General features: G+C 68.6%; 21 protein-coding genes. 13 read left to right on the top strand and 8 right to left on the bottom strand.

The features are described from left to right. Positions 1-30: 30 nt before the first annotated feature. Positions 31-1,191 carry a zinc-binding dehydrogenase gene (locus KXD98_RS25465; RefSeq protein WP_260761065.1) on the top strand — a complete coding sequence of 387 codons (1,161 nt, stop codon included), beginning with the start codon at positions 31-33 and terminating at the stop codon, positions 1,189-1,191. Here the strand turns inward: KXD98_RS25465 and hrpA are convergent, their stop codons facing one another. Genes hrpA through KXD98_RS25480 form a run of 3 tightly spaced genes read right to left on the bottom strand, consistent with a single transcriptional unit; the run spans position 1,192 to position 6,421 of the window. Beyond that, positions 1,192-5,097, bottom strand: coding sequence for an ATP-dependent RNA helicase HrpA (hrpA, locus tag KXD98_RS25470; protein WP_260761066.1), 3,906 nt, complete (start codon positions 5,095-5,097; stop codon positions 1,192-1,194). It lies immediately after the preceding gene. 24 nt (positions 5,098-5,121) lie between these two features. Next, complete coding sequence (locus KXD98_RS25475; RefSeq protein WP_260761067.1) at positions 5,122-5,511, bottom strand: VOC family protein; 390 nt, start codon at positions 5,509-5,511, stop codon at positions 5,122-5,124. A gap of 16 nt (positions 5,512-5,527) precedes the next feature. After that, positions 5,528-6,421 carry a mycobacterial-type methylenetetrahydrofolate reductase gene (locus KXD98_RS25480; RefSeq protein ID WP_260761068.1) on the bottom strand — a complete coding sequence of 298 codons (894 nt, stop codon included), beginning with the start codon at positions 6,419-6,421 and terminating at the stop codon, positions 5,528-5,530. A 179-nt stretch (positions 6,422-6,600) separates the two neighbouring features. Here KXD98_RS25480 and KXD98_RS25485 point away from each other — a divergent pair, with 179 nt between their 5' ends. The 3 genes from KXD98_RS25485 to KXD98_RS25495 all read left to right on the top strand — a co-directional run bounded on the left by KXD98_RS25485 (position 6,601) and on the right by KXD98_RS25495 (position 10,665). Further along, entirely contained in the window at positions 6,601-7,746 is a 1,146-nt protein-coding gene (locus KXD98_RS25485) for a hypothetical protein (protein WP_260761069.1), read from the top strand. Between the two features lie 10 nt (positions 7,747-7,756). Further along, positions 7,757-9,214, top strand: coding sequence for a YdiU family protein (locus tag KXD98_RS25490; protein WP_260761070.1), 1,458 nt, complete (start codon positions 7,757-7,759; stop codon positions 9,212-9,214). 89 nt (positions 9,215-9,303) lie between these two features. Then, positions 9,304-10,665: a wax ester/triacylglycerol synthase family O-acyltransferase gene (locus tag KXD98_RS25495; RefSeq protein ID WP_260765428.1), complete on the top strand. Its 1,362-nt coding sequence runs from the start codon at positions 9,304-9,306 to the stop codon at positions 10,663-10,665. Between the two features lie 18 nt (positions 10,666-10,683). Here KXD98_RS25495 and KXD98_RS25500 read toward each other — a convergent pair whose 3' ends face one another. Further along, positions 10,684-11,322, bottom strand: a complete 639-nt coding sequence (locus KXD98_RS25500) for a hypothetical protein (RefSeq protein ID WP_260761071.1) — start codon at positions 11,320-11,322, stop codon at positions 10,684-10,686. Between the two features lie 113 nt (positions 11,323-11,435). Between KXD98_RS25500 and KXD98_RS25505 the strand changes: the two genes are divergently transcribed. The 8 genes from KXD98_RS25505 (at position 11,436) to KXD98_RS25540 (ending at position 18,382) form a co-directional block, all read left to right on the top strand. After that, complete coding sequence (locus tag KXD98_RS25505; RefSeq protein WP_396882060.1) at positions 11,436-11,915, top strand: hypothetical protein; 480 nt, start codon at positions 11,436-11,438, stop codon at positions 11,913-11,915. Positions 11,916-12,042: 127 nt separating this feature from the next. Beyond that, positions 12,043-13,326: an amidohydrolase family protein gene (locus tag KXD98_RS25510; RefSeq protein WP_260765429.1), complete on the top strand. Its 1,284-nt coding sequence runs from the start codon at positions 12,043-12,045 to the stop codon at positions 13,324-13,326. Positions 13,327-13,337: 11 nt separating this feature from the next. Next, entirely contained in the window at positions 13,338-14,369 is a 1,032-nt protein-coding gene (locus KXD98_RS25515; RefSeq protein ID WP_260761073.1) for a GTP-binding protein, read from the top strand. A gap of 21 nt (positions 14,370-14,390) precedes the next feature. Further along, positions 14,391-14,777 carry a DUF2237 family protein gene (locus KXD98_RS25520; protein ID WP_260761074.1) on the top strand — a complete coding sequence of 129 codons (387 nt, stop codon included), beginning with the start codon at positions 14,391-14,393 and terminating at the stop codon, positions 14,775-14,777. 43 nt (positions 14,778-14,820) lie between these two features. Further along, the gene (locus KXD98_RS25525) at positions 14,821-15,363 is read left to right on the top strand and encodes a DUF4333 domain-containing protein (protein WP_260761075.1); all 543 of its coding nucleotides are present in this window, start codon (positions 14,821-14,823) and stop codon (positions 15,361-15,363) included. A 51-nt stretch (positions 15,364-15,414) separates the two neighbouring features. Continuing rightward, the gene (locus KXD98_RS25530; RefSeq protein WP_260765430.1) at positions 15,415-16,062 is read left to right on the top strand and encodes an MOSC domain-containing protein; all 648 of its coding nucleotides are present in this window, start codon (positions 15,415-15,417) and stop codon (positions 16,060-16,062) included. Between the two features lie 135 nt (positions 16,063-16,197). Next, positions 16,198-17,421, top strand: a complete 1,224-nt coding sequence (locus KXD98_RS25535) for a mechanosensitive ion channel family protein (RefSeq protein WP_260761076.1) — start codon at positions 16,198-16,200, stop codon at positions 17,419-17,421. A gap of 10 nt (positions 17,422-17,431) precedes the next feature. Then, positions 17,432-18,382 carry a phosphotransferase gene (locus KXD98_RS25540; RefSeq protein WP_260761077.1) on the top strand — a complete coding sequence of 317 codons (951 nt, stop codon included), beginning with the start codon at positions 17,432-17,434 and terminating at the stop codon, positions 18,380-18,382. Here KXD98_RS25540 and KXD98_RS25545 read toward each other — a convergent pair. From KXD98_RS25545 to KXD98_RS25560, 4 genes are all read right to left on the bottom strand, one after another. Then, positions 18,367-18,858 (bottom strand): hypothetical protein, encoded by a 492-nt coding sequence (locus KXD98_RS25545; RefSeq protein ID WP_260761078.1) that lies wholly within the window; start codon positions 18,856-18,858, stop codon positions 18,367-18,369. The two genes, KXD98_RS25540 and KXD98_RS25545, sit on opposite strands and share 16 nt — an antisense overlap. A gap of 81 nt (positions 18,859-18,939) precedes the next feature. Further along, a complete protein-coding gene (locus tag KXD98_RS25550) occupies positions 18,940-19,656 on the bottom strand; it encodes a CoA pyrophosphatase (RefSeq protein WP_260761079.1) in 717 nt (238 codons plus the stop codon). 80 nt (positions 19,657-19,736) lie between these two features. Next, positions 19,737-20,987, bottom strand: coding sequence for a KasA/KasB family beta-ketoacyl-ACP synthase (locus tag KXD98_RS25555; RefSeq protein ID WP_260761080.1), 1,251 nt, complete (start codon positions 20,985-20,987; stop codon positions 19,737-19,739). Positions 20,988-21,406: 419 nt separating this feature from the next. After that, entirely contained in the window at positions 21,407-22,396 is a 990-nt protein-coding gene (locus tag KXD98_RS25560; RefSeq protein WP_260765432.1) for a ferritin-like domain-containing protein, read from the bottom strand. Between the two features lie 229 nt (positions 22,397-22,625). Between KXD98_RS25560 and KXD98_RS25565 the strand changes: the two genes are divergently transcribed. Beyond that, positions 22,626-23,636 carry an iron-containing redox enzyme family protein gene (locus KXD98_RS25565; RefSeq protein WP_260761081.1) on the top strand — a complete coding sequence of 337 codons (1,011 nt, stop codon included), beginning with the start codon at positions 22,626-22,628 and terminating at the stop codon, positions 23,634-23,636. Position 23,637 lies beyond the last annotated feature (1 nt).

Here is a 23,637-nt window from a genome sequence, read left to right on the forward strand (position 1 = left end):
ACCGTTGTTCTACCGTGCGACGATGGCCCGATGAAAGCGGTCAGCTGTTCCCATGGCGTCCTGGAGGTCGTCGACCTGCCCGATCCTCGCCCGGCCGACGGCCAGCTCGTCCTCGATGTGCTGCGCTGCGGCATCTGCGGATCCGATCTGCACGCCAAGGATCACGCCGACGAACTCACCGAGGTGATGGCCGAAGGCGGCTACCACGACTTCATGCGCAGTGACACCCCGACGGTGCTGGGTCACGAGTTCTGCGGTGTGGTGCGCGAACGCGGCCGCAAGGTCGGCAAGGAGTTGGCCGAGGGCACCACCGTGGTGGCTTTCCCGCTCCGGCGGGCTGATGGCGGGGTGCATCTGATCGGCCTGTCCCCGCTGACCCCGGGCGCCTACGCCGAGCAGGTGGTGACCGAGGCCGCGCTGACGTTCGCGGTGCCCAACGGGCTGGACCCCGCGACCGCCGCCCTCACCGAACCGATGTCGGTGGCATTGCACGCGGTCCGGCGCAGCGAGATCACCGCCAAGGATGTCGCGATTGTGATCGGTTGCGGGCCGGTCGGTCTGGCCATCATCTGTCACCTCAAGGCGCGCGGTGTGCGCACCATTGTGGCCAGCGATTTCTCCCCGGCGCGCCGCGACCTGGCCACCCGGTGCGGTGCCCATGTCGTCGTCGACCCGTCGGTCGACTCGCCCTACGAAGCCATCCCGCCCGACCAACGCGGTCTGACCGAGCTACCGGAGCTGATGAAGCTCGGCGTGGGTTCGATGGAGAAGTTGCGCAAGATCCCCGGCTGGGCACACGTGTACCGGCTGGCCGACCGGCTCGGCGGGACGGCGCCCAAGCGGCCGGTGATCTACGAATGCGTCGGGGTGCCGGGAATGATCGACAGCGTCATCGCAGGGGCCCCGCTGGCGTCGCGGATCATCGTGGTCGGGGTATGCATGGGCGAGGACAAGGTGCGCCCGGCGATGGCGATCGGCAAGGAGGTCGAGCTGCGCTTCGTGTTCGGGCAGACCCCGCTGGAGTATCGCGATGCGCTGCACCTGCTGGCCGAGGGCAAGGTCGACGCGTCACCGCTGGTGAGCGCGACGGTGGGGTTGGGCGGTGTCGGTGCGGCGTTCGAGGCGCTGCGCGACCCCGAGACCCACGCCAAGATCCTCATCGACCCGGCCAGCGCGGTGACGTCACCGTAGTCAGCCGTGCACGGCGTCGATGGCCCGGTAGATGCGCTGTTCGCTGACCGGCCGGGCGGTGCCGAGTTGCTGCGCCCACAGGCTGACCCGGAACTCCTCGATCAACCAGGCGATGTCACGAACGTCGGCAGCAGCGGCCCGCGCCGGCGACAGCGCCGCCAGCAGATCGTCGTAGGCCTGCTGCACAGCGGCCACCCGCGCCATCCGCTCCCGGTCGGCGGCCGGAGCCTGAGCCAGTCGGGCCAGCCGGCGCCCGGCCGCAGCCAGGTAACGGGCCAGATCACCCAGCCGGGCGGCTCCGGCTGCGGCCACGAACCCCTCCGGCAGCAGTCGGGCCAGCTGGGCCCGGACGTCAGCGACCGCCTCGGCCAGCAGCGGTGTCTGCGGCTGGGTCAGCGCCAGCTCGACATCGTGCCAATTCTGTACCACCCGCTGCGTGCGGCGTAGCACGTCGCGCGTCGTCGGCTGCAGCTGCTCTGTCAATCGCGCAGCGGCGACGTCGAATTCGACTCTGGTCCACACCGGCTTGGGAACCAGGAACTCGACGGCGGCATCCGCACAATCCTCGAGCAGCGCAGACAGTGAGCCGTCGGGATTACTCCCCAATGCCAGTCGGGTGTGGTTATCCAGGCTGCGCTCAACGGCTTTGGCGATGGCGGGACCCGCCAGCCGCAACAGCCGCCGACTGCCGGGGCCCATCCGGGCTTCCTGCTCGGCCGGGGTCGCGAACACCTCGACGTCGACGGTCCGGCCGGCGTCGACGAATGTGGGATATCCGCGTACCGGGTTTCCGGACGCCCCGGGCCGTTCCACCACTCGGGGCAGTTCGTCGAGTTCCTCGGGCCATGCCCGCAACCCGCGGCGGGCCAGGTCGCCGGCGACGGTGGTCGCAACCGCCTGGCGGGCGGGACCGGCCAGCTGCTCCTGCAGTTGGTGCAGGTCCTTGCCGCGCGACACCACCGTCCCGTCCGGCGCTTCCACGGCAAACGTCACCCGCAGGTGTGCGGGCACCTTGGTCAGGTCGAACGCGTCGATCGGGACGAGAATCCCACTGCGCCGCTTCAGTTCCCGTTGCACCGCATCCAGTAGCGGGCCACTGTCGGGCGAGATCGCGGTCAGCAGGGCGCGGGCGGTGTCGGGTGCGGGTACGAAGTTGCGGCGCAGGTCCTTGGGCAGCGACTTGATCAACGCCACCAACAGTTCTTCGCGGAGCGCCGGCACCTGCCAGGCGAACTGGTCACCGCCGAGGCGTGCCAGCACGTCGACCGGTACGTGCACGGTGACGCCGTCGTCGGCTGCGCCGGGATCGAAGCGGTAGGACAACGGCAGCGACAGATCGCCGGCCCGCCAGGCATCGGGCTGTTCGGCATCGGATTCGCCACGCAGCAGGTCCCCGCGGGTCAGGGTGAGCAGGTCGGGGGTACGGTGTCGGGCTTTGCGCCACCATCCGTCGAAGTGCCGTCCCGAGACCACCTCTGCCGGAATTCGGGCGTCGTAGAACGCATAGATCTCGTCGTCGGAGACCAGCAGGTCCCGGCGACGTGCCCGCTCCTCGAGTTCGGCCAGATCGGCACGCAGCCGGGCATTGTCGGCGAAGAAGTGGTGTCTGGTGTGCCAGTCCTGGTCGACCAACGCATGACGGATGAACAGCTCACGCGAGACCACCGGGTCGACATCGGCGTAGCCGACCCGACGCCGCGCGGCCAACGTCAGGCCGTAGAGGGTGACCCGCTCGTAGGCCATCACCGCGGCGCGCTCGGGATCCCAGTGCGGTTCACTGTGGCTGCGCGAAACCAGATGTCCGGCCAGCCGTTCCACCAGCTGGGGCTCGACCCGGGCCGCGGTGCGCCCGTAGAGTCGGCTGGTCTCGACCAGGTCGGCGACCACCACCCACCGTGGTGGGCGCTTGGCCAGCGCCGACCCGGGTGCCAGCAGAAACTTCGCATTGCGGGCGCCCTGATAGACCCGGCCGTCGCCCTCACGCATCCCGACATGGGACAGCAGCCCCGTGGTCAGCGCCGAATGCACCCGGGCGTCATCGGCCGGCTCGTCGCCTTCGGAGATGCCCAGATCCCGGCAGATCGAACGCAACTGACCGACCAGGTCCTGCCATTCCCGGATCCGCAGGTAGTGCAGGAACTCCTCGCGGCACATCCGTCGAAACGAGTTGCCGGACCGTTCTTTTCGCTGCTCGGTGAGATAGCGCCAGAGATTCAGGTAGGACACGAAGTCCGAGTGCGGGTCGAGGAACCGCGCGTGTTTGGCGCGGGCGGCTTCCTCCCGGTCGGCGGGGCGTTCCCGGGGGTCCGGGATCGACAGCGCGGCGGTCAGCACCAGCATCTCGCGCACGCAACCCTCGACGTCGGCCGCCAGCAGCATTCGACCCAGTCGCGGGTCGACCGGGATCTGGGCAAGACGGCGCCCCACATCGGTGAGCACGCCGACAGTGTCGAAAGCCCCCAGTTCCTGTAGCAGCACCACTCCGTCACGGACGCTGCGCGCCTCCGGCGGATCGAGGAACCCGAATCGTTCGATGTCACCGAATCCGAGCGCGGCCATCTGCAGGATCACCGCGGCAAGGTTGGTGCGCAGGATCTCCGGATCGGTGTAGCGCGGCCGCGCCGCGAAGTCCTGCTCGGAGTACAACCGGATACACACCCCCGGCGCGGTGCGGCCGGCCCGACCGGCGCGCTGGGCCGCCGAAGCCTGCGAGATCGGCTCGATGGGCAGCCGCTGCACCTTAGTCCGGCGGCTGTAACGGGAGATACGCGCGGTGCCGGGGTCGACGACGTAGCGGATACCGGGCACGGTCAGCGACGTCTCGGCGACATTGGTCGCCAGCACCACACGCCGGTTCTGGTGCGGGGCAAACACTTTCTGTTGCTCGGCGGTCGGCAATCGGGCATAGAGCGGCAGCACCTCGGTGGGGGGCCGGGCATCGGCCAGCGCAGCACGCAGCGCTTCGGCGGTGTCGCGGATCTCGCGTTCGCCGGACAGGAACACCAGGACGTCGCCGTCAGGCTCGGCCTCCAGCTCGCGCACCGCGTCGACGATCGCGTCGGTCTGGTCGCGCAGTTCGCTGCGCACCACGTCGTGGTCCGGATCGTCGGGATCGTCGTCATCCTCGGCGTCGAGAACGACTTCCAATGGGCGGTACCGGATTTCGACCGGGTAGGTGCGTCCCGACACCGAAACTATCGGCGCGGGCACACCTTCGTGCGCGAAGTGCGCCGCGAAGCGCTCCGGCTCGATGGTCGCCGAGGTGATGATGACCTTCAGGTCCGGCCGGCGCGGCAAGAGTTCCCGCACATAGCCGAGCAGGAAATCGATGTTGAGGCTGCGTTCGTGGGCCTCGTCGATGATCAGCGTGTCGTAGCGCAGCAGCCGGCGGTCGCGCTGGATGTCGGCCAACAGGATGCCGTCGGTCATCAACTTGACCAGCGTGCGCTCGGAGGCCTGGTCGGTGAAACGGACGGTGTAGCCGACCGCTTCACCGAGCGGGGTCCCGAGTTCGTCGGCGATGCGCTGCGCGACGGTGCGTGCGGCCAGCCGCCGCGGCTGGGTGTGACCGATCGTGCCGCGGATGCCGCGGCCGAGTTCGAGGCAGATCTTGGGCAGCTGCGTGGTCTTTCCCGAGCCGGTCTCGCCGGCGACGATCACCACCTGGTGGGCCGAGATGGCTGCGGAGATCTCGTCGCGATGCTCGCTGACCGGCAGGTCCGGGTAACTGATGGCCGGCAGCGCGGCGGTCCGCGTCGCGACCAGCGCTTCAGCCGAGGCGAACTGGCGCTGCAGCCGCTCGAGTTGTTCGGCGGTGGGCGACCGCAGTTGACGCAGCCGGCGGCCCAGCCGCGCGGCGTCGCGGAGGGTCAGCCCGTCGAGGCGCGCACGCAGCGACTCAGACACTTCGGCCACGATAGGCGCGGTTGCTCAGTCCGCGCCGAAGGTCGTGAGGCAGAACGGATGGCCGGCCGGGTCGATCATCACCCGCCACATCTGAGGGTGCGGCTGCTGGGCTGCGCGCCGAGCGCCAAGCGCTTCGGCGCGCGCGACGGCATGGTCGAGGTCGTCAACCGAGACGTCGAGGTGCATCTGTTGCAGCTGACCGGGTTCGGGCCACGTCGGCGCGACGTAATGATCGACGCGCAGCATGGCCAGCGTTTGACTGCCGTCGCTGATCGCCACGACGCTGCCGTCGGGCCGTTCGACGATGCGCCGCATCCCGAGCAGCTGCTCGTAGAAGTCGGCGAGTGCGCGCGGGTCGGGGCAGTCGATCGAGGTCGCACCCAACCGCCCGATCGGTACCTGGTCCTGTGTCATGACGTCACCTCGGTCGTCACACCCGGTCCGGTGACCAGAACGCGAGCATCTCGGCGAATGTCTCGAACGCTGCGGTATTGACGCCGTAGGTGGCCTCGAAGTGCACGCTCAGCGGAAAGCCGAGTTCACCGACACCGTCGATGACCCGCTTGTAGAGCTCGAGCATCAGCGCCCGCCGGTTGGCCGGATCGGTGTCGGCCAGCGTCCGGACGAACTCCTGCTCACGCGCCACCGCCTCGTTACCCGGATCCTGGATGAGCCAGTGGATCAGGCCGACCCGGCTCTCCACCTTCGGCACGAAACCGAAGGACAGCAGGATCTCGGGGCGGTGCTCGGTGGTCGCGGCGAATTCGGTGAGGAAGTCGACGATCGCATCGGAGTACAGCAGCTGCGTCATACCGTAGGTCGCGCCGCGGTCGCACTTGAAGTTGAAACGGCCCTGCTCACCCTCCCTGGTCGGGATCAGGATGACGCCGCGGTGGTCGACGACCTCGTCGAACATCGACAACGCGTCGGTCGGAGCCACGCCGGAGCCCTGGCCGTCGCTGAGTGTGCGCGGCACACCGACGAACGCGATGCCCTCGAAACCGCTGTCGCGCAGTGCGGTGAGTCGGCTGCGCAGCGCAACCTGGTCGGTGAATGCGGTGACCTGGGTGCACAACCCCTTGATCCCGGGCAACCGGGGTTTGATGATCTCCCAGAAGTCCAGGACGTCGAGCTTGGGCTTCATCTCGATCGGACGGTCGCCGTCCTCCTCGATCATGCCCGGGATCATGACGTGCCGGACCCGGTCGGCCAGCCCGGCTTCCGCCGAACAGCGCAGCACCTTCTCGGCGTCCTCGAGGGCCCGCTCGCGTCCACCGTCGACGTTGGGCGGCACCAGCTCCAGGGCGATGGTGTTCAAGCTCACAGCGATTGCTCCACATCTGTCATGCGACGTCAGCAGGTTTTCCCAAACCCGCGCGTCGGCTCCGGATTGCCCCCGCTCCCGGCGGGCATCACCATACCCAGTCGGCCCGTTCACTCGCGCAGCACGCACTACCGGGCGGCGGCATCACCGGCGCGGGTGAGCTTTCATGGGAAGGAGCCATGCATACACAAACAATGTCCCTGACGCGGTCCCGATCGCTGGTGCTGGCGCTGACCCTGGTGGTCATCGCCGCCTTGGTCGCGGCCTGCACCGGAGTCGATCCGGCACCCGAACCGACGAACACCGCCGACCCGGAGCCGACCACCACCACCACGGCGCCGCCGCCTGCGGGACCCCTGTTGGCCTACCGGGCGGCCGACGAGATTGGTGTGGTCGACGGTGGCCGTGTGGTCGCGACGGTGTCGGGAACGTTCCCAACGTCCAACGATCTGATCACCACCGAGGACCGGCGATTCGTGTTCGCCCGCACCGCGGACAACCAGCTCGCCGTCCTCGACGTCGAGGCGCGGCGCGGGACCATCCGATCGGTCCCCGTCGGGCCCACCCTGGGCACCATCGGAGACAGCGACGTGGTGTGGTGGGAACAACCCAACAGGCTGATGCGCCTGGACCTGTCGGACCCGGACGCCGTTCCCGAGGTTGCCCAGGAGGTCGAATTCCCCCCGGTGGCCGGAGTCCGGCCCGGTGAACCGCGGCTGGTCGTGGCCCGGGGCGGCACCACGGTGCTGGCCCGGGTCGAGGCGCCGCCGTCGCCGTTCGGCGGACCGGACACCCTCTATGCGGTACGTGGGACGGGCCCGCCCACACTGCTCGGCCAGGCCGACGCCAACAGTCCGGTCACAGTGGCCCGGCTCAGCCCCGACGGTGCGGTGCTGGCCTACGCGCTCTACCGCGCCACCGATGGCGGGTGCGGGACCGCGGCGGTGGCCCAGTCCAACGCCGACGGCTCCCAGGAGATGTTCGAGGTCGCAGGCCCCGACCCCGACGCCGGCTCCCGCATCACCCGGCTGTGGTGGCCGACCGAGGGCCAACCGCAGCTGAGTCTGTCGACGTGGCGGTGCGGCGAGCCGCAAACCAGCCCGCCGCTGGTCTGGCAACTCGCCGATCAGGGCATCACCCAGGTCACGCCGCCCACCGCGGCGTTGCAGACCGCCGAGTTGGCGCCCGGTCAGCGGGCGCTGCTGGTGCCGCAGCCCGAACACTTCGGTGATCCGGCCGGAACACTGGTCTTCGAGGACGAGGGGCAGCAGTTCCCGGTCCGCGACGACGTGGACGGCATCGCGGTGTTGCCGCAGGCTCCGTAGTCTGGATGAGGTGACGCTCGCACTGCACAGCCGGTTCGCCGGCGAGCTGCCCGAGCTGGCGGTGGACTGGAAGGCCGAGGAGGCCCCGGAGCCGACACTGCTGGTGCTCAACGAGCCGCTGGCTGCCGAGCTGGGGCTGGATCCGCACTGGTTGCGCAGCCCCGACGGAATCGGGCTACTCGTCGGCACCGCGCTTCCGGCCGGCGCCGCCCCGGTGGCTCAGGCCTACGCCGGTCACCAGTTCGGCGGGTTCACCCCCCGGCTCGGCGACGGCCGCGCATTGCTGCTCGGCGAGGTCGTCGATGCCGAGGGCCGGCTGCGTGATCTGCACCTCAAGGGTTCCGGACGGACCCCGTTCGCCCGGGGTGGGGACGGACTGGCCGCGGTCGGTCCGATGTTGCGCGAGTACCTGATCAGTGAGGCCATCCACGCGCTGGGCGTTCCGACCGCGCGGGCGCTGGCCGTGGTGGCCACCGGGCGCCCGGTCTATCGCGAGACGATCCAGCCCGGCGCGGTGCTGGCCCGCGTCGCCGACAGCCACCTGCGAGTCGGCAGCTTCCAATACGCGGCGCTGGTGTCCCAGTCCACCGGGGATCCGACGGTGTTGCGGCGGTTGGCCGACCACGCCATCGCCCGTCACCACCCGGGGGCTGCGGACGCCGAGAATCCCTACCTGGCGCTGCTGGACGGGGTTGTCGCGGTGCAGGCGAAATTGGTCGCGCATTGGATGCTGGTCGGGTTCGTGCACGGCGTGATGAACACCGACAACACCACGATCTCCGGGCAGACCATCGACTACGGGCCGTGCGCGTTCATGGAGGCCTTCGACCCGGCCACGGTGTACAGCTCGATCGACAGCTGGGGCCGCTACGCCTACGGCAATCAACCGTCGGTGGCGCTGTGGAATCTGGCCCGGTTCGCCGAGACACTGCTGCCGCTGTTCGCAGACGACACCGACGCCGCCATCCGGCTGGCCGAAGGGCACCTCGGCGCCTTTCAGATGCACTACGAAGATCGCTGGTCGGCCGGTATGCGCGCCAAGCTGGGTGTGCCCGACGCCGCGGTCCCGACCGTCGCACCGCTGATCACCGATCTGCTGGAGCAGATGCAGCAGAGCCAGGTCGACCACACCCTGTTCTATCGCCGGCTGGCCGCGGCGGCGCGTGGGGACGCCGAACCGGTGCGCGGGGAGTTCATCGACCTCGCCCGGTTCGACGACTGGATGCAGCGGTGGCGGGCGCTGGGTCCCGATGCAGAGACGATGGACGCGGTCAACCCGGTCTACGTCCCGCGCAATCACCTGGTCGAGGAGGCGTTGAACGCCGCGACCGAGGGCGATCTGGCGCCGTTCGAGGCGCTGCTGGCGGTGGTCGGGCAGCCGTTCACCGAACGCGACGGTCTTGCGCGCTACGCCGAGCCCGCCGACAAGGAGTTCACGGCCGGTTTCCGGACCTTCTGTGGAACCTGAGGTCCCCGGCGTAACGTGACGTGGTGACCACCAGACGGCTCGGGCTGGAAGACCTTCTCTTCATCTACGGCGAGACGCCGAGCTCGAAGATGCACGTGGCCGGCCTGCTGCCGTTCGCACCGCCCGCCGGCGCGTCCGCCGACTTCCTGCGCACGATGATCGACGACGCACGCAGCCTGGAAGTCGTCGCCCCGTGGAACCTCAAATTGGCCCACCCGCGATTGCAATTCAGTCCGCTGCACAGCTGGGTTCCCGACGAGAACTTCGATTTCGATTACCACGTGCGGCGCTCCGCTCTGGCCAGCCCGGGTGATCAACGCGAGCTCGGGATTCTGGTGTCGCGGCTGCACAGCAATCACCTCGACCTGACCCGGCCGCCGTGGGAACTGCACGTCATCGAGGGCCTCGAGGACGGCCGCTTCGCGCTCTACGCGAAGGTCCACCACGCCCTCGTCGACGGGTACAGCGCCATGCGCATGCTCGCGCGCAGCCTGTCCCGGGATCCGGACTGCCGCGACCCTCGCCTGTTCTTCAACATCGCGCCACCGCCACGATCGCCACGGGAGCCACAGCCAGGCCCCGACAGCCCGTCGAACCCACTGACCTTCGCGCTGCGGACACTGACCGGCCTGGGCAACACCGTCACCTCGGGCCTCGGCGCAGCCGCGAGCTTGACCTCCGCACTGGTGAACACCCAGATCCGGCGTGACGGCGACTACCGCCACATCGCCGGGTCGGCGTCAGCGCCACACAGCATCCTCAACGCCCGCATCAGTCGCAATCGCCGGTTCGCCACCCAGCAGTACGACTTCGACCGGCTCAAGAAGCTCAGCTCCCAGCACAGCGCCACCATCAACGATGTGGCGCTGGCGATCATGGGCGGCGGGCTGCGGACGTTCCTCGGCGAGGTCGACAAACTGCCGGACCGGTCCTTGGTGGCGTTCCTGCCGGTGAACGTGCGGCCCAATGGCGACGAGGGCGGCGGTAACTCCGTCGGCGCGATCCTGACGCCGATGGGCACCGACATCGCCGACCCAGTCGAGCGGCTCGCGGTGATCAGCACCGCCACCCGGGCCGCGAAGGCCGAGCTGCAGAAGATGTCCCCGGCGGCGATCATCGCCTACAGCGCAGCGCTGCTCGCGCCGGCCGGTAGCCAGATCGCCGGCGCGCTGACCGGGATCGAACCGCCGTGGCCCTACACCTTCAACCTGTGCGTGTCCAATGTGCCCGGACCACGGGAACCGTTGTATTTCAACGGTTCCCGTCTGGAGGCGACATTCCCGGTGTCGATCCCGATCCACGGCATGGCGTTGAACATCACTCTGCAGAGCTATGCCGACACCATCAACGTCGGCTTCGTGGGCTGTCGGGACCGGATTCCGCACCTGCAGCGGTTGGCCGTCCACACCGGTGAGGCCCTCGAAGCGCTGGAAGACGCGTCGCAGCGCTGAGGCTCTGCAGCGCTGCGGTCAGTCCCCGAGTTCTCCGGTGATGTTGCGTTCCAGGGCGGCACGGGCGCGCTGCGGGAGCACCACCAGGCCGTCGAGTTCGCGCCGAGCCAGCCGGTAGGCACGTTCGCGCTCCTGCGGGGTGGCCGCATCATCGGCGGCGACCCGCAACAGCCGCTGCGCGCGCGTCAAGCGGTGCTGCTCCTCGACGGAGTACCCACCGTGGCGGCGCCGCATGGCTTCGGCCTCGGCGATGTCGAATGCCGTCACGTACTCGCCGACCGCGTCGAGGTACTCCTGCGTCGCCGACCGATCACCGAGCAGATCCTCGACGTCGGCGGGCCGATGGAAGTCGGCGCGCAGCTTGGCCCGGTGAAATCTCTCGGTCCGCGGGTCGGCCATATCCGTCATCAACGGATACTCGAGAAGCTTGGCCACGTCGAGTTCGTAATCCAGCCAACGCGTGTCGGTGCGGTCGTGCTCCTCGACCGCACGACCGACGGCGCGGCGCTGGGCCGCCGCGGGGTCGACCGCCGGACCTGGGTCCACCGGCGCGGACCGGGAGCGCACCGCGACGATGCCGCGCCACGTGGCGTAACCCACACCGGCCAGCGGCACCAGCAACAGCATCAGCTCGAGCAGCCGCAACACCAACCCCATTGGGCCAGGATGCCACCGCCCGCCGAGTGTCCGGTGCCGGGCGGTATCGAAAATTTCATTAGCAACGCCAAGTAAAGAGTTTCGTTCCGACATCCACGGGCAACAGAACTGTTATGCGACACAAGACATCGAAACTCGGAGCAATTGGATCCCTGGTCTTTGCGGGTGCCGCGGCGACTGCCATCGCTACCGCACCGATGACCTTCGCGCAGCCGGCCCCGCCGCCGTGCTTCAACCCGGATGGCACGCCGTGCGCGGTCACCGGTGAGGCCGGCCCAGGTGGCGTCAGCGGTGGTGTGCCCGGTGGGCCGGTCGGTGAGGCCGGACCCGGCGGTGCGGCCGGAGCCATTCCCGGCGGACCTGCCGGCGAAGCCGGACCGGACGGCGCCAGCGGTGTGATCCCGGGTGGTCCCGGCGGCGCAGCCGGACCCGATGGTGCCACCGGCGTCATTCCCGGCGGTCCCGAAGGCACTGCCGGTCCCGGTGGTGCCAGCGGCAGCCTGAGCCCCGGCGGCATCGGCGGATCGGCCGGTCCGGACGGCGCATCGGGCTGCATCCCCGGAGTGGGATGCGCGACCATCCCCGCACCCTGACCCAGTCCAGACGACCCTGACTCGAATTCCCTAGCGCCTAGGCCGGGCCTGACCTGTTCAGGCCCGGCTTTGGCGGTCTCGCGGCGGTCGTCGGGCTAACCTGTGCGCAACGCAGGAGGTCACGATGATGGGTGCGGCAGGCGATACCCCAGACCGTCTGTTGATCAAGAACGTGCGAATCTTCGACGGGCTGTCGCCGCGACGGGCCTACGGGAACGTGTTGATCGAGGGCCAGACGATCACCGCGGTCGAGGCCTCGCCGATCGCCGAAGCGCCTGACATGACGGTCGTCGACGGTGGTGACCGCACGCTGATGCCGGGGATGAGCGACGCGCATGTGCACCTGGTGGGAATGGCGAACGCGATGCTCGACCTGGCCATGGCCGGCCAGACCCTGTTGGCAGCCCGCACTCTGGCCAGAGCCAAGGACACGCTGTTGCGCGGCTTCACCACGGTGCGCGACATGGCCGGCGACGTCGCCGGCATCAAACAGGTCATCGACGCCGAGCCCGAACTGGGCCCGCGGATCTACCCCAGCCAGGCGGCGGTCTCCCAGACAGCGGGCCACGGGGACTTCAGCTTCGTCTACGAGACCCCGACCGCTCTCGGCGGCGAGCAGTCGCGGGCCGAGCAGATCGGGCTCATGCGGGTCGCCGACGGCCCGGACCGGGTCACGGCCGCGGTGCGCGAACAACTCAAACGCGGTGCCTCACAGATCAAGCTGATGGTGGGCGGCGGCGCCGCATCGTTGTACGACCCGCTCTACACCGTGCAGTTCACCCCGGCCGAACTGCAGGCCGCGGTGCAAGCGGCCCGTGACTACGACACATACGTCGCCGCGCACGTCTACAACGTCGCCGGTATCCGGCGTGCCGTCGAGGCCGGGGTGCTGTCCATCGAGCACGGGCACCTGGCCGACGAGGACACCGTCGCGATGCTCGCCGAGCGGGGCGTGTGGTTGTCCACCCAGCCCTTCGCCGAGCATGACCACGGTTTCCTCAGCCCGGACAGTGCGGCGAAGAACCGCGAGATCTGCGCTGGTACCGACCAGCTCTACCGGTGGGCCACCAAGCACGGTGTGAACGTCGCCTGGGGCACCGACCTGCTGTTCGAACCCGCACTGAACCATCTGCAGAGCGACATGGTGGTCCGGCTCGGCGAGTACATGACGACGATCGACGCGCTGAAGATGGTGACCTCGGGCAACGCGGCGCTGTTCCGGCTGTCGGGCCAGCGCGACCCCTACCGGGCGGCCCGCCTGGGCGAGATCACCCCGGGTGCATGGGCCGATCTGCTGCTGGTCGACGGCGATCCCACCACCGACCTCACGGTGCTCAGAGACCCAGCGGCCAACCTGGCAGTCATCGTCAGAGACGGCCGGATCGTCAAGAACCAGCTGACTTCTCGGTAGGCTGTCGAGCCGTGCAGGCCGCCATCCCCGTCATCGCGCTGACCGGATACCTCGGCGCAGGCAAGACAACCCTGCTCAACCATGTGCTGCGCACCCCCGACGCCCGAATCGGCGTGGTGATCAACGACTTCGGCGAGCTCAACGTCGACGCGGCCCTGGTGACCGGGCAGGTCGACGAACCTGCGTCCATCGCGGGGGGCTGCATCTGCTGTCTGCCCGACGACGGCGGCCTCGACACCGCGCTGGCCCGGCTGGCGGACCCCAAACTACGACTCGATGCCATCATCGTCGAGGCCAGCGGGCTGGCCGATCCGGTGGCCCTCGCGCGCATCATCCGGTTCAGCGGAGTCGACCGGGTACGTCCGGGCGGGGTGATCGACGTCCTCGACGCGGCCCGACACTTCGAGACCGTGGACCGCGATCAGAGCCCGCCCGCCCGCTACCGCGCGGCATCTCTGGTGGTGGTCAACAAGCTCGACCAGGTTGCCGAGGCCGGGCGGACCGCTTTGCTGCAGCGTGTCGCCGACCGGATCCATCCGTGCAATCCGCACGCCCGGGTGATCGGCGCCCAGGCCGGCCGAATCGACCCGGCGCTGCTCTACGACGTGTCCGGCGGTGAAGAGACCGGGCAGCTGTCCTTTCGCGAATTGCTTTACCAGAGCGATGCTTCGGCCCACGCGGATCACCACACCCACACCCACGCCGACTCGGTCACGGTGGTCACCGACGGGTGCGCAGATCCCGATGCAGTGATCGATCTGCTCGAGCAACCGCCGGCCGGGGTGTACCGGATGAAGGGCACGATCACGGTGCGTTACCGGTCGGCGACGCGCAGCTACGTCGTCAACGTGGTCGGCCCTTCGGTGCATGTGGCTGCCGCGGCCGGTCCCCGAAGCCAGGGCAGTCATCTGGTGGCCATCGGGATGCATCTGGATGTCGAGGCGGTGCGCAGCCGACTGCGCGACGCGCTGGCCGTGACGACGGCGGCCGCTCCGGCGACCGGCATCCGGCGGATTCAACGCTATCGCCGGCTGAGCATCTGAGCCGGGCGCGATACTGAAGCGGTGCCTGAGCGAAATGTACTGGGTGGACCGCTGGATCCGTGTGGCACCGACCCCATGACCGGTTTCTTCCGCGACGGCTGCTGCAGCACCGGCACCGAGGATCTCGGGCGGCACACCATCTGTGCGGTGGTCACCGCGGAGTTCCTTTCCCACCAACGCAGCATCGGCAATGATCTGTCCGCCCCGATGCCCGCCTACCGGTTTCCGGGTCTGCGGCCGGGCGACCGCTGGTGTGTCACCGCCCGCAACTGGCTGCGTGCGCATCAGGACGGTCGCGGTTGTCCGGTGGTGCTGGCCTCGACCCACGAGCGCACGCTCGACATCGTGCCGCTGTCGGTGTTGCAGCAGTACGCTGTCGACGTTCCCGACGACTTGACCGGCCTCTAGCCCTATGATCTTGAAATCATCCGGACGAGAAGCGAGGCACACCATGGCAGCCGCACTCCGATCCGCCACGCGCCCGGCACCGGCACTGCTGATCGCGGCCACGGCCGTCATCGTGTCGGCGTGCCAGATGTCGTTCTCGACCGGCGGGCTCGATTACGACAAGCTCGAAACCGCCATCACCGATGAGCTGAACACCACCTACGAGTCGGTGGGACAGCAGGTGTCGTCGCTGGAATGTCCGCGTGAGTCTCCGTCACCAGGCAAGGGCGACAGCCTGATCTGCACCGCTGAGGTCGGTGACCAACAGGTTCGGGTCGAAGCCACCGTCACCGACGAGGATTACAACGTCGACTTCGTCACGCTCGACACCCTCTACGACCTGTCCCAGACCGGCGCAGTGCTGTCCGAGGAGATCTCCGCACAACTGGGCTTTCCGGTGACCGTGACCTGCGGCGAGGGTTTGCGCGCCGTGGAGGTCGGTTCGACTCTGGACTGCATGGCCGCCGACGAACTCGGAGCAGAACGCGTCGTACAGATCACCGCCAGCCCGGTCGGCGAGGACGACCAGTGGGAGCTGCTCGAGTAGCTCCTCGAGCGGTTTGCGCCCAGCGCGACCGGATGCGGTTAGGTGATGAGCATGGCTTGCGTGCTGACGGTGAACATCGCGACGACGCCCACCGAACTGGGCAGACTGCGCTCGGGAATCAACAAGCAGCCCAGCGCCGAACCGGTGGAGGTGCGCGCGCCCGGATCCGGGCGTGCAAGCCCGGGCAGCGGGCTGGCCGGGGACACCATCGGTAACCGCAGATTTCACGGTGGGGACGATCAGGCGGTGTATGCCTACGCCCGCGAAGATCTCGACCGCTGGCAGACCCAATTGGGCCGGCACCTTCCGAACGGCGTATTCGGGGAGAACCTGACCACCTCCGGCGCAGACCTGACCCAGTGCGTCATCGGCGAACGCTGGTCGGTGGGCGACGACGGACTGGTCCTGGAGGTGACCAGCCCCCGCACACCATGTCGCACCTTCACGATGTGGTTGGACCGCCCGGATTGGATGAAGACCTTCACTGCGGCCAATCTGCCCGGCGCCTATTTCCGGGTGATCGAGCCGGGGCCGGTCGCGGCCGGCTCCGACATCACGGTGCTGGAGCGGCCAGGCCATGGAATCACCGTCGGCACCGTCTTCCGCGCGTTGATGACCGAACCGGAGCTGCTGGGGTCGCTGGCCGCCGCCGACGCGTTGCCCGAAAAGATCAAGAAGAAGATCGCCCGGCGGATGTGAATTGGGTCGCAGTCCGCTGCACGGCAACCGAATCGGTTTCACGGCCGACGGGATGGGAAACGCGATGAGTTCAGGGCTCGCGCACCACGTACGTAGCCCCACATTCCCTGCACCCGATCACAGGAGTCATCGGTTATGGACGATGCGATCGAGTCCCCGACAGCCACCGACCTCGCGGTCTCCGCAGCATGGGTCGCCGGCGCAGTCGCGGTTGCCTACGCGCTGGGGCTGACCGTGTCCTGGGTGCTGCAGCGCCTGGGACGACGCAGTGCGGTGCTGGCCGACGTCGCGCAACTGACACGCAGTCCGCTGCGGGCCACGCTGGTGGTGATCGCCGCGTCGGTGGCGGTCAACCGCACCACCGACGACGACGCCAGCTGGCGCGGCTGGGTGGACCACACGCTGGTGATCGCGCTCATCGCGTCGTTCACCTGGAGCGTGATCAGCCTGGTGCGGGTGGCCGAACGCCAGACCCTGTCGCGATTCGCCGGCGGCGATACCGGATTGACCGACGCCGACCGGCACCGTCGCAAGATCCGGACCCAGGTGACCACGTTGCGGCGCATCGTGGTGGCGATCGTCGTGGTACTCGGTGGCGCGGCCGCGATGATGACGTTTCCGTCGTTCAGCGATATCGGAAGGACCATGTTCGCCTCGGCCGGTGTGCTGACCGTAGTAGCCGGCCTGGCCGCCCAGACCTCGCTGGGCGCGGCGTTCGCGGGCATTCAGATTGCCTTCTCCGATGCGATCCGGGTCGGCGATGTGGTTGTGCTCGAGGACGAATGGGGCCGCATCGAGGAGATCACGCTGACCTACGTGGTGGTGCACCTGTGGGATGAACGACGCCTGGTACTGCCGTGCACGTACTTCACCACGTCGCCGTTCCAGAACTGGACGCGCAGCGCGACCGAACTGCTCGGCACTGCCGAACTCGACGTCGACTTCACGGTGCCGTTCGACGAGATGCGGGCCGAACTCGACCGGCTGCTGCATGCCAATGAGTTGTGGGACGGCCGAGTCGGCGTCCTGCAGGTCACCGACGCGGTCGAGGGACTGGTCCGGGTGCGCATGCTGGTCAGCGCGTCCAACGCCGGTGCGCTGTTCGATCTGCGCTGCCATGTCCGCGAAGGCATGATCACCTGGCTGCGCAATGCCCACCCGGACGCGCTGCCGCGACAGCGGATCGAGCACCACTCCGAGCGCGGTCCGCACCCGCGCGGCAACCACTTCCCGGTCAGCGCAGCGCAGGCCGACGCCGGCCTGTTCAGCGGCAGCGCCCGCGGGCAGCAACGCAACCGCACCTTCCAGGCCGAGCAGCCTCGCGAAGAGGCCGCGGCGCCGGGACCTGCCCGCAACTAGGGTGGCCTCGGTGGCCACTCCGATGACCGCCCGACAACTGGCCGAACGAACCCGACGAGCCGGCGAGGCCGCCCTGCGGGCAGCGACCGACCTCGGGCTCGCCGCGCAGCGCGCGACGGTGCTGCACGACGCGTTTTCCGTCGTCGTCCACCTCGAACCGGAACCGGTGGTCGCCCGGATCCCCGTCGTGCTGACCGGCAGCACGCGCGCCGACCAACAGCACCGGCGCCAGCAGCGCGAACTCGACGTCGCGGCGTGGCTGGCCCAACGGGGCGTCCCGGTGGTCCGGCCGGCGCCGCAACTGCCACGAGCGCCGGTCCACCGTGACGGTTTTGCGATGACGTTCTGGCAACTGGTCGAGGTGGCCGGTGATCACCGGGCTTACCACGGAGTCGATCTGTCCTACAGTGCTCGGTTGCATGCTCACCTCGCCGACTACCGCGGCGCGCTGCCGTTCCTGGCGCCGTTCAATCAGGGCTTACCGGAGATGCTGGCCGCTCTGCAACCCGGCGATCTGCTGACCGCGGCCGATCTGGACCGGGTGTGGGCGGAGTACGACGCGATGCGCGCGGTGCTGTCCTGTGTCGAGGCGTTCCAGGCAGCCTTCCCGGCTGTCACAGTGCAACCGATCCAGGGGGACGTGCCCTCGCACAACGTGATTCGCGCGAAGAGCGGGATTCTGTTCAGTGACTTCGAGGACATCTGCCTGGGACCGGTGGAATGGGACATCGCGCTGCTGGGCCCAGCCGCCAACGCCGAGTACGACGCCGCGGCGGCCGAGCGGGGAGTGCGGGCGACCGACCCGGCAGTGCAGCGGCTGATGGACGCCGCACGACGGCTGCAATTTGTGGGATGTGTGGCTTTGGTCGACCAACTACCGTTGCTGGCAACGGGTTTGGCAGAAGCAGTGCGTGACTGGCGGGCACAGAGCCCCGGGTGGCCTGATCAGGCGGGCAGCTGATAATCCATCGGTGGGCCGTCGGGACCGACGGCACGCCGGTCGGCGATCGCGGTAGCGAACGCCACGCCCTCGTGGACGATGCCGAGCACCACCACGTTCTGGGCGGGGGTGAACACGTCTGCTCCCGGCATGGTGATCCGGGCGGTCTGCGGTGTGATCCGGAACGTACTCAGCTGCCCGTCGGCGGCAGTGGTCAGCGCATCCGAGGACACCGAGACGATCTGACCGCTGCGCTCGAACTCGCGCGGAGCCACGCTCGCCTCGGGTGCGTGCGACATCGCCATCGATACCGGTGTCACCGAAGCGCCCGACCCGCCGTGCACCGGCGGCGCTGCCGACGGCGCAGCCGTGACCGTGGCGCCCAGCCATCCGGCGAAACCCGCCGCCACCATCGACGCGGTCAGCGCCAATCGGGGGCGGGTCCACACGCTGCCGCCGCTACGGCGGTGACGGCCGGTGAGCTGTGCAGATGGCATGATCAAAACTACCCCTGGTCAGGTTCGGGTCGGTCGAGGTCCGTCTACCCGAGCTGTCGAGCAAACAAACCGACTGCGGGGTCAACGCCACGCGAAGACCGGTTGTTCCATCCCGTCGACGGGGTCCGAGCGGCCTTCGAGCCCCAGCCACCTCAGCTGCAACAAGACAGCGCCGGTCGGCGCATGGATGAGGTCGTTTCCCAGCGGGATCTGGACGACCGGTCTCGGGCTCTCGGCGATCCGGATGTAGCGTGGCGAGTCCTCGCGTGTGAGCTGGTGAAGACCGACCCGGTACACCGCCACCACCTCCTCAGGTGCCGGGCGCGGATTCAGCCGGCCACCACCCCACAACACCACCGGGGTGATCACATAGCCCGACCGGGTCGGATAGTCATCGAGTTGGCCCAGCACAGCCGACTCGGGCAATTCAACGTCGAGTTCCTCGTGGAGTTCGCGCAACGCGGCGTCGACGGCATTCTCGCCGGGGTCGAGGCGCCCGCCCGGCAGTGCCCACTGCGCCGAGTGAGTGGACAGCCGGGAAGCCCGGCGGCACAGGAAGAACGCTGCGCCGCCGGACACGTCGACCATCCGCCCGTCGAGATCCTCGGGCATCGGACGACCGGCGATCCAGTCCGCCACTGGCGCTGGGTCCACCCGATCCTCGCCGACCGACGAGTCCACCAGTACCACGGCGACCGCGGCACGCCGCTTGGCAGGATCGACGACCGACCGGCGACGGTGGCCTGCCAGCCGCTCGCGAATACTGTCGCGCAGCGCGTCGCTGTAGTCGATCGTCACCGCGCCAGATTACGTACGGCGGGCAAACGGAGGTTTGCCGCGTCCAGTCCCGCCGGTGAGGCCGGTCGGGTCTGGGCGGCTCAGTACTTTCCGAACACCAGCGCCACGTTGTGGCCACCGAAGCCCAGGGTGGTGCTCAGCGCGTGGCGGTAGTCGCCGCGGCGGGCCTCCCCGGTCACCACGTCGAGGTCGATTTCGGGGTCGAGCGTCTGCAGATTCCTCGTCGGCGGGATGACGCCGTCGCGGACCGCCTGCACGGTCAGCACCGCCTCGACCGCCCCCGCCGCACCCATCGAATGGCCCAGAGCGGCTTTGGCAGCCGTGACGGCCGGGTGGTGCCCGCCGAACACCTGATGCAGGGCGCGGGCTTCAGTCAGGTCGCCGATCTTGGTGCCGGCGGCGTGGGCGTTGACGTGGTCGATGTCGTCCGCGGTGACCCCGGACAGCGTGAGCGCCCGGCTGACCGCGGCGGCCGCGAGCTCACCGGAGGTGTCCGGTTCCAGCAGATCGTGCGCGTCGGACGTGGTGCCGACGCCCATCAGTCGCGCCAGCGGTGTCGCACCGCGTGCTGCGGCATGTTCCTCGGACTCGACGAGCAGCAACGCGCCAGCTTCCCCGAAGACCATGCCGGTGCGGTTCTGGTCGAACGGGCGGCACGCGCCTTCAGGGTCGTCGTTGTCGGTTGCGAGCACGCCCATGTTGTTGAACGCCACAATCGGTACCGGTTCGATTCTGGATTCCACGCCGCCACAGATCGCCATGTCGGCCTCGCCGAGGGTGATCAATCGCCATGCCTCGGCGATCGCCGCGGCACCGGACGCATCGCCCGCGGTCGGGGCGATCACGCCGGCCTTGGCCTCACGGTCCAGCCCCACCGCGGCGGCCGGTGCGTTGGGCATGTGCATCTGCACCGCCAACGGTGAAATCGCCCGCAGTCCCCGTGATTTGAACTGCTCGTACCCGGTCCACAGGTCGCGGGTGCTGCCGAAGGCGTGGCTGATCGAGACCAGCAGTCGCCGCGTCTCCACCTCGGGTGAGCCGGCGGCTTCCCACAGTCGGCGGTTGAGGACCAGCGCCATCTTCTGGGTGTAGGACAGCCGACGCACCTCGACCCGACTCAGCTGAGCGTCAAAATCCTCGTTGACCCGCCCACCGATGCGTACCGGCAGTTCCACGTCGTCGGGCAGGAACTCTGCGATCGAAGCGATACCGCTCTTACCCGCCTGCAGCTGCGTCCACGTGGACTCGGCGTCGGTCGCCAACGCCGTCGTGGAAGCGACCGCGGTCACCACGACCGCGGGTCGTCCGCCGTCGGTTGTCGCCACGTTCATCCCTCCCGTGTCGTGTCCCGATCATCACTGTCGTCAAGCAATTCTCTAATCGGCAGTTTGACACTTCGTCAAGGGAGCAACCTTCCAGCACCGTGGCTTGCGCAGGGCAATCAATGTCGCCTACAGCGCCTTCCACCATCTGACCGGTGACGACGGCTCGCCGCCCCATGTGGGCGGAGGGGGTTGTGGGGTCGCTCGCAAAGGCTCGGTGAAATGGCGCAATCGACCCGTCAGCGTGCTGACCACGCCGGAATACCTGTGCCAGCTGATGGCCGAACGAGAAACCGACACCGCGCCTCCCCACCCGTGGGACCGGTCCTGCACCGGTCGAAGATCAGGCGGGTACCCGAAGTGCGGGCGTTCAAACGCCCCGCACCGGTGCAAGCGGGTGCTCACACCGGTGCGGGTTCAGGTCGGGGTCAGCTGATGCCGACAACTTCCTGGGCGATCGCGGCGAGCCGGGTCTGCGCCGCAGAGACGACCCGCTGGCGGTTCTTGTGGGCCTCCTCGTAGGCGATGATCGCGCGGATATCGGCCGGATCGCTCAGCTCCTTGACGGCATTGCCGGCTTCGGCGACCGTCATCTCGTCGTAGTCGCTGATCGGCAGCTCGTCAGCAGCCAGCACGCCGGTAGCCGAGCGGGCGGCGTGGATCGCATCGGCGGCATCTTCGGCACCCTGTTCCCGGGTGATCCGCTCCGCGGCCTCCAGCGCTGAATCCCGGGCACCGGCCAGCGCCTTGGCGGCGATGTCACCGGTGCGGGAGCTGCGCTCGGCCAGGTCGTCGATCGCCGGGCGCAGCGACCGCAGAGCCTCCGCGGCGCGCTCGGCACTACGCGTCGACCAGGTCAGCGGAAGGTTCACCAGCTTGACGGCCAATCCGGCAGCCGCCTGCATCGGGGTCCGGCGCAGCGCAGCCGGGCCGCCCAGCGCATCCTCGGCCAGCACGGTGGTCAACCATTCGACGGTCGCGGAGTGTGCGGTAATCAGCCGGGTCGCGAGTTCCTCGACGTCGGAATTCTTGGCTCCGACCGCCAGCGCCTTGACGTAGCGTGCCCGGTCGAGCAGCTGGCCTTCGAGCGCGAGGTCTCCCAGCAGCGCCTCATCGAACGGCTCGGCCTGTTCGGTGAGTGCCTTGACTGCCGCCGCCGCGCGACCCAGGAACGGGCCGATGATGTCGGGGAATCCCCCGAGGTTGCGGATGGCGTGCTCGATCGCCTCCGCGCGGATTCGCGCGTTCTCGGCATTCTCGGTGAGCTCACGCCGCACCGCATCGTTGCGTGCCTGCGCAATTCGCGTTTCCGCGACCTGGATCTCGGTGTGTGTGAGATCGAGGATGGTGCGAAGCTGGGCGATCAGAGTCGCCGTTTCGTTGGTTCGAGCCTGATTGGTGTTGACCGTGGTGGCCATATCTGTTTTCACCCCTCCGAAGTGGACTGCAGAAGATTTCGGTAAGCACATCTGCTCAGCGCTTGTCCCCTGGGTTACCCGTCCCGCCCGGTCACGATGGGCGATCGTGGCCACATGTGAGAAAGGCGGCAAGATGTGTAGAACCGGGCCCGTACTGGGTACCGTCGTGCACTGCTTTCGTTCGAAAGCCTGTTTGGTTTCGCCGCGTCGGGGTACTTATTGGCCCGTGATGCCGACCCTCACTGAGCCCGCGCTGCCCGAACCCCGAGGACCTGTGTCGTTGTCGGTGGTGCAGCTGCTGGCCGAGCGCGCGCCGCTGCGCTACCTGACCCGGGTCGAGACTTCGCTGGCCGACGCCGATCCAGTTGGCATCGACGTACAGCTGGCCCTCTACATCTGTTACGAGTTGCACTACCGCGGCTTCGCCGGCGTCGACGCCGGGTGGGAGTGGAACCCCGGATTGCTCTACCTGCGCAGCCGACTGGAGGAACTGTTCCTCGGGGACCTGCGTCGCGCCGTCGGAGAGATCGACCCGCACCTCAGCGCGCTGACCGAGCTGGACAATCTGTGCGTCGAGCCGGTCGGGGGCAACGGCCCGTCCTACTTCCTGCGCGACGAGGGCAGCTGGGACCAGATGCGCGAGTACTTCGTGCACCGGTCGCTGTACCACCTCAAGGAGGGTGACCCACACGCGTGGGCGATCCCCCGGCTGATCGGACAGGCCAAGGCCTCGTTCGTGGCCGTGGAGTTCGACGAGTTCGGCGCAGGCAAAGGAACCCGGCTGCACCAGCAGCTGTTCGCCGATCTTCTGGCCGCTGCCGGGCTGGACACCACGTACCTCGGGTACCTGGACGTGGTTCCCGCCGAGTCGCTCGCCGTGGTCAACGTGATGTCGATGTTCGGTCTGCACCGCCGGTGGCGCGGCTGCGCGGTCGGTCATTTCGCCGCTACAGAGGTGACCTCCCCGCCCGGGTCGCGGCGGATGGTGCAGGCCCTGGAGCGTCTGGGCGCCCCTGATGAGTGCGCGCAGTTCTACCGCGAGCACGTCGAGGCCGACGCGGTCCACGAGCAAGTGGTGCGGACCGACGTCGTCGGCGACCTCATCGCCCGCGAGCCCGAGCTCAACGACGACGTGGTCTTCGGGATCCGGGCCTTCGGGCTGGTGGAGGACCGCTTGGCCGAACACCTGATGAAGAACTGGGTCGACGGCCGCTCGTCGCTACGTCACCCGCTGGACTGAG

Origin of the sequence: Mycobacterium sp. SMC-4 (genome assembly GCF_025263265.1) — a bacterium.
In the GTDB taxonomy this organism is placed as follows: domain Bacteria; phylum Actinomycetota; class Actinomycetes; order Mycobacteriales; family Mycobacteriaceae; genus Mycobacterium.

Coding starts and splice junctions, on each gene's coding strand:
- KXD98_RS25465 (WP_260761065.1), top strand. CDS start 31: ATGAAAGCGGTCAGCTGTTCCCATGGCGTCCTGGAGGTCGTCGACCTG.
- KXD98_RS25475 (WP_260761067.1), bottom strand. CDS start 5,511: ATGACACAGGACCAGGTACCGATCGGGCGGTTGGGTGCGACCTCGATC.
- KXD98_RS25485 (WP_260761069.1), top strand. CDS start 6,601: ATGCATACACAAACAATGTCCCTGACGCGGTCCCGATCGCTGGTGCTG.
- KXD98_RS25495 (WP_260765428.1), top strand. CDS start 9,304: ATGCACGTGGCCGGCCTGCTGCCGTTCGCACCGCCCGCCGGCGCGTCC.
- KXD98_RS25500 (WP_260761071.1), bottom strand. CDS start 11,322: ATGGGGTTGGTGTTGCGGCTGCTCGAGCTGATGCTGTTGCTGGTGCCG.
- KXD98_RS25505 (WP_396882060.1), top strand. CDS start 11,436: ATGCGACACAAGACATCGAAACTCGGAGCAATTGGATCCCTGGTCTTT.
- KXD98_RS25510 (WP_260765429.1), top strand. CDS start 12,043: ATGGGTGCGGCAGGCGATACCCCAGACCGTCTGTTGATCAAGAACGTG.
- KXD98_RS25525 (WP_260761075.1), top strand. CDS start 14,821: ATGGCAGCCGCACTCCGATCCGCCACGCGCCCGGCACCGGCACTGCTG.
- KXD98_RS25530 (WP_260765430.1), top strand. CDS start 15,415: ATGGCTTGCGTGCTGACGGTGAACATCGCGACGACGCCCACCGAACTG.
- KXD98_RS25535 (WP_260761076.1), top strand. CDS start 16,198: ATGGACGATGCGATCGAGTCCCCGACAGCCACCGACCTCGCGGTCTCC.
- KXD98_RS25545 (WP_260761078.1), bottom strand. CDS start 18,858: ATGCCATCTGCACAGCTCACCGGCCGTCACCGCCGTAGCGGCGGCAGC.
- KXD98_RS25555 (WP_260761080.1), bottom strand. CDS start 20,987: ATGAACGTGGCGACAACCGACGGCGGACGACCCGCGGTCGTGGTGACC.
- KXD98_RS25560 (WP_260765432.1), bottom strand. CDS start 22,396: ATGGCCACCACGGTCAACACCAATCAGGCTCGAACCAACGAAACGGCG.
- KXD98_RS25565 (WP_260761081.1), top strand. CDS start 22,626: ATGCCGACCCTCACTGAGCCCGCGCTGCCCGAACCCCGAGGACCTGTG.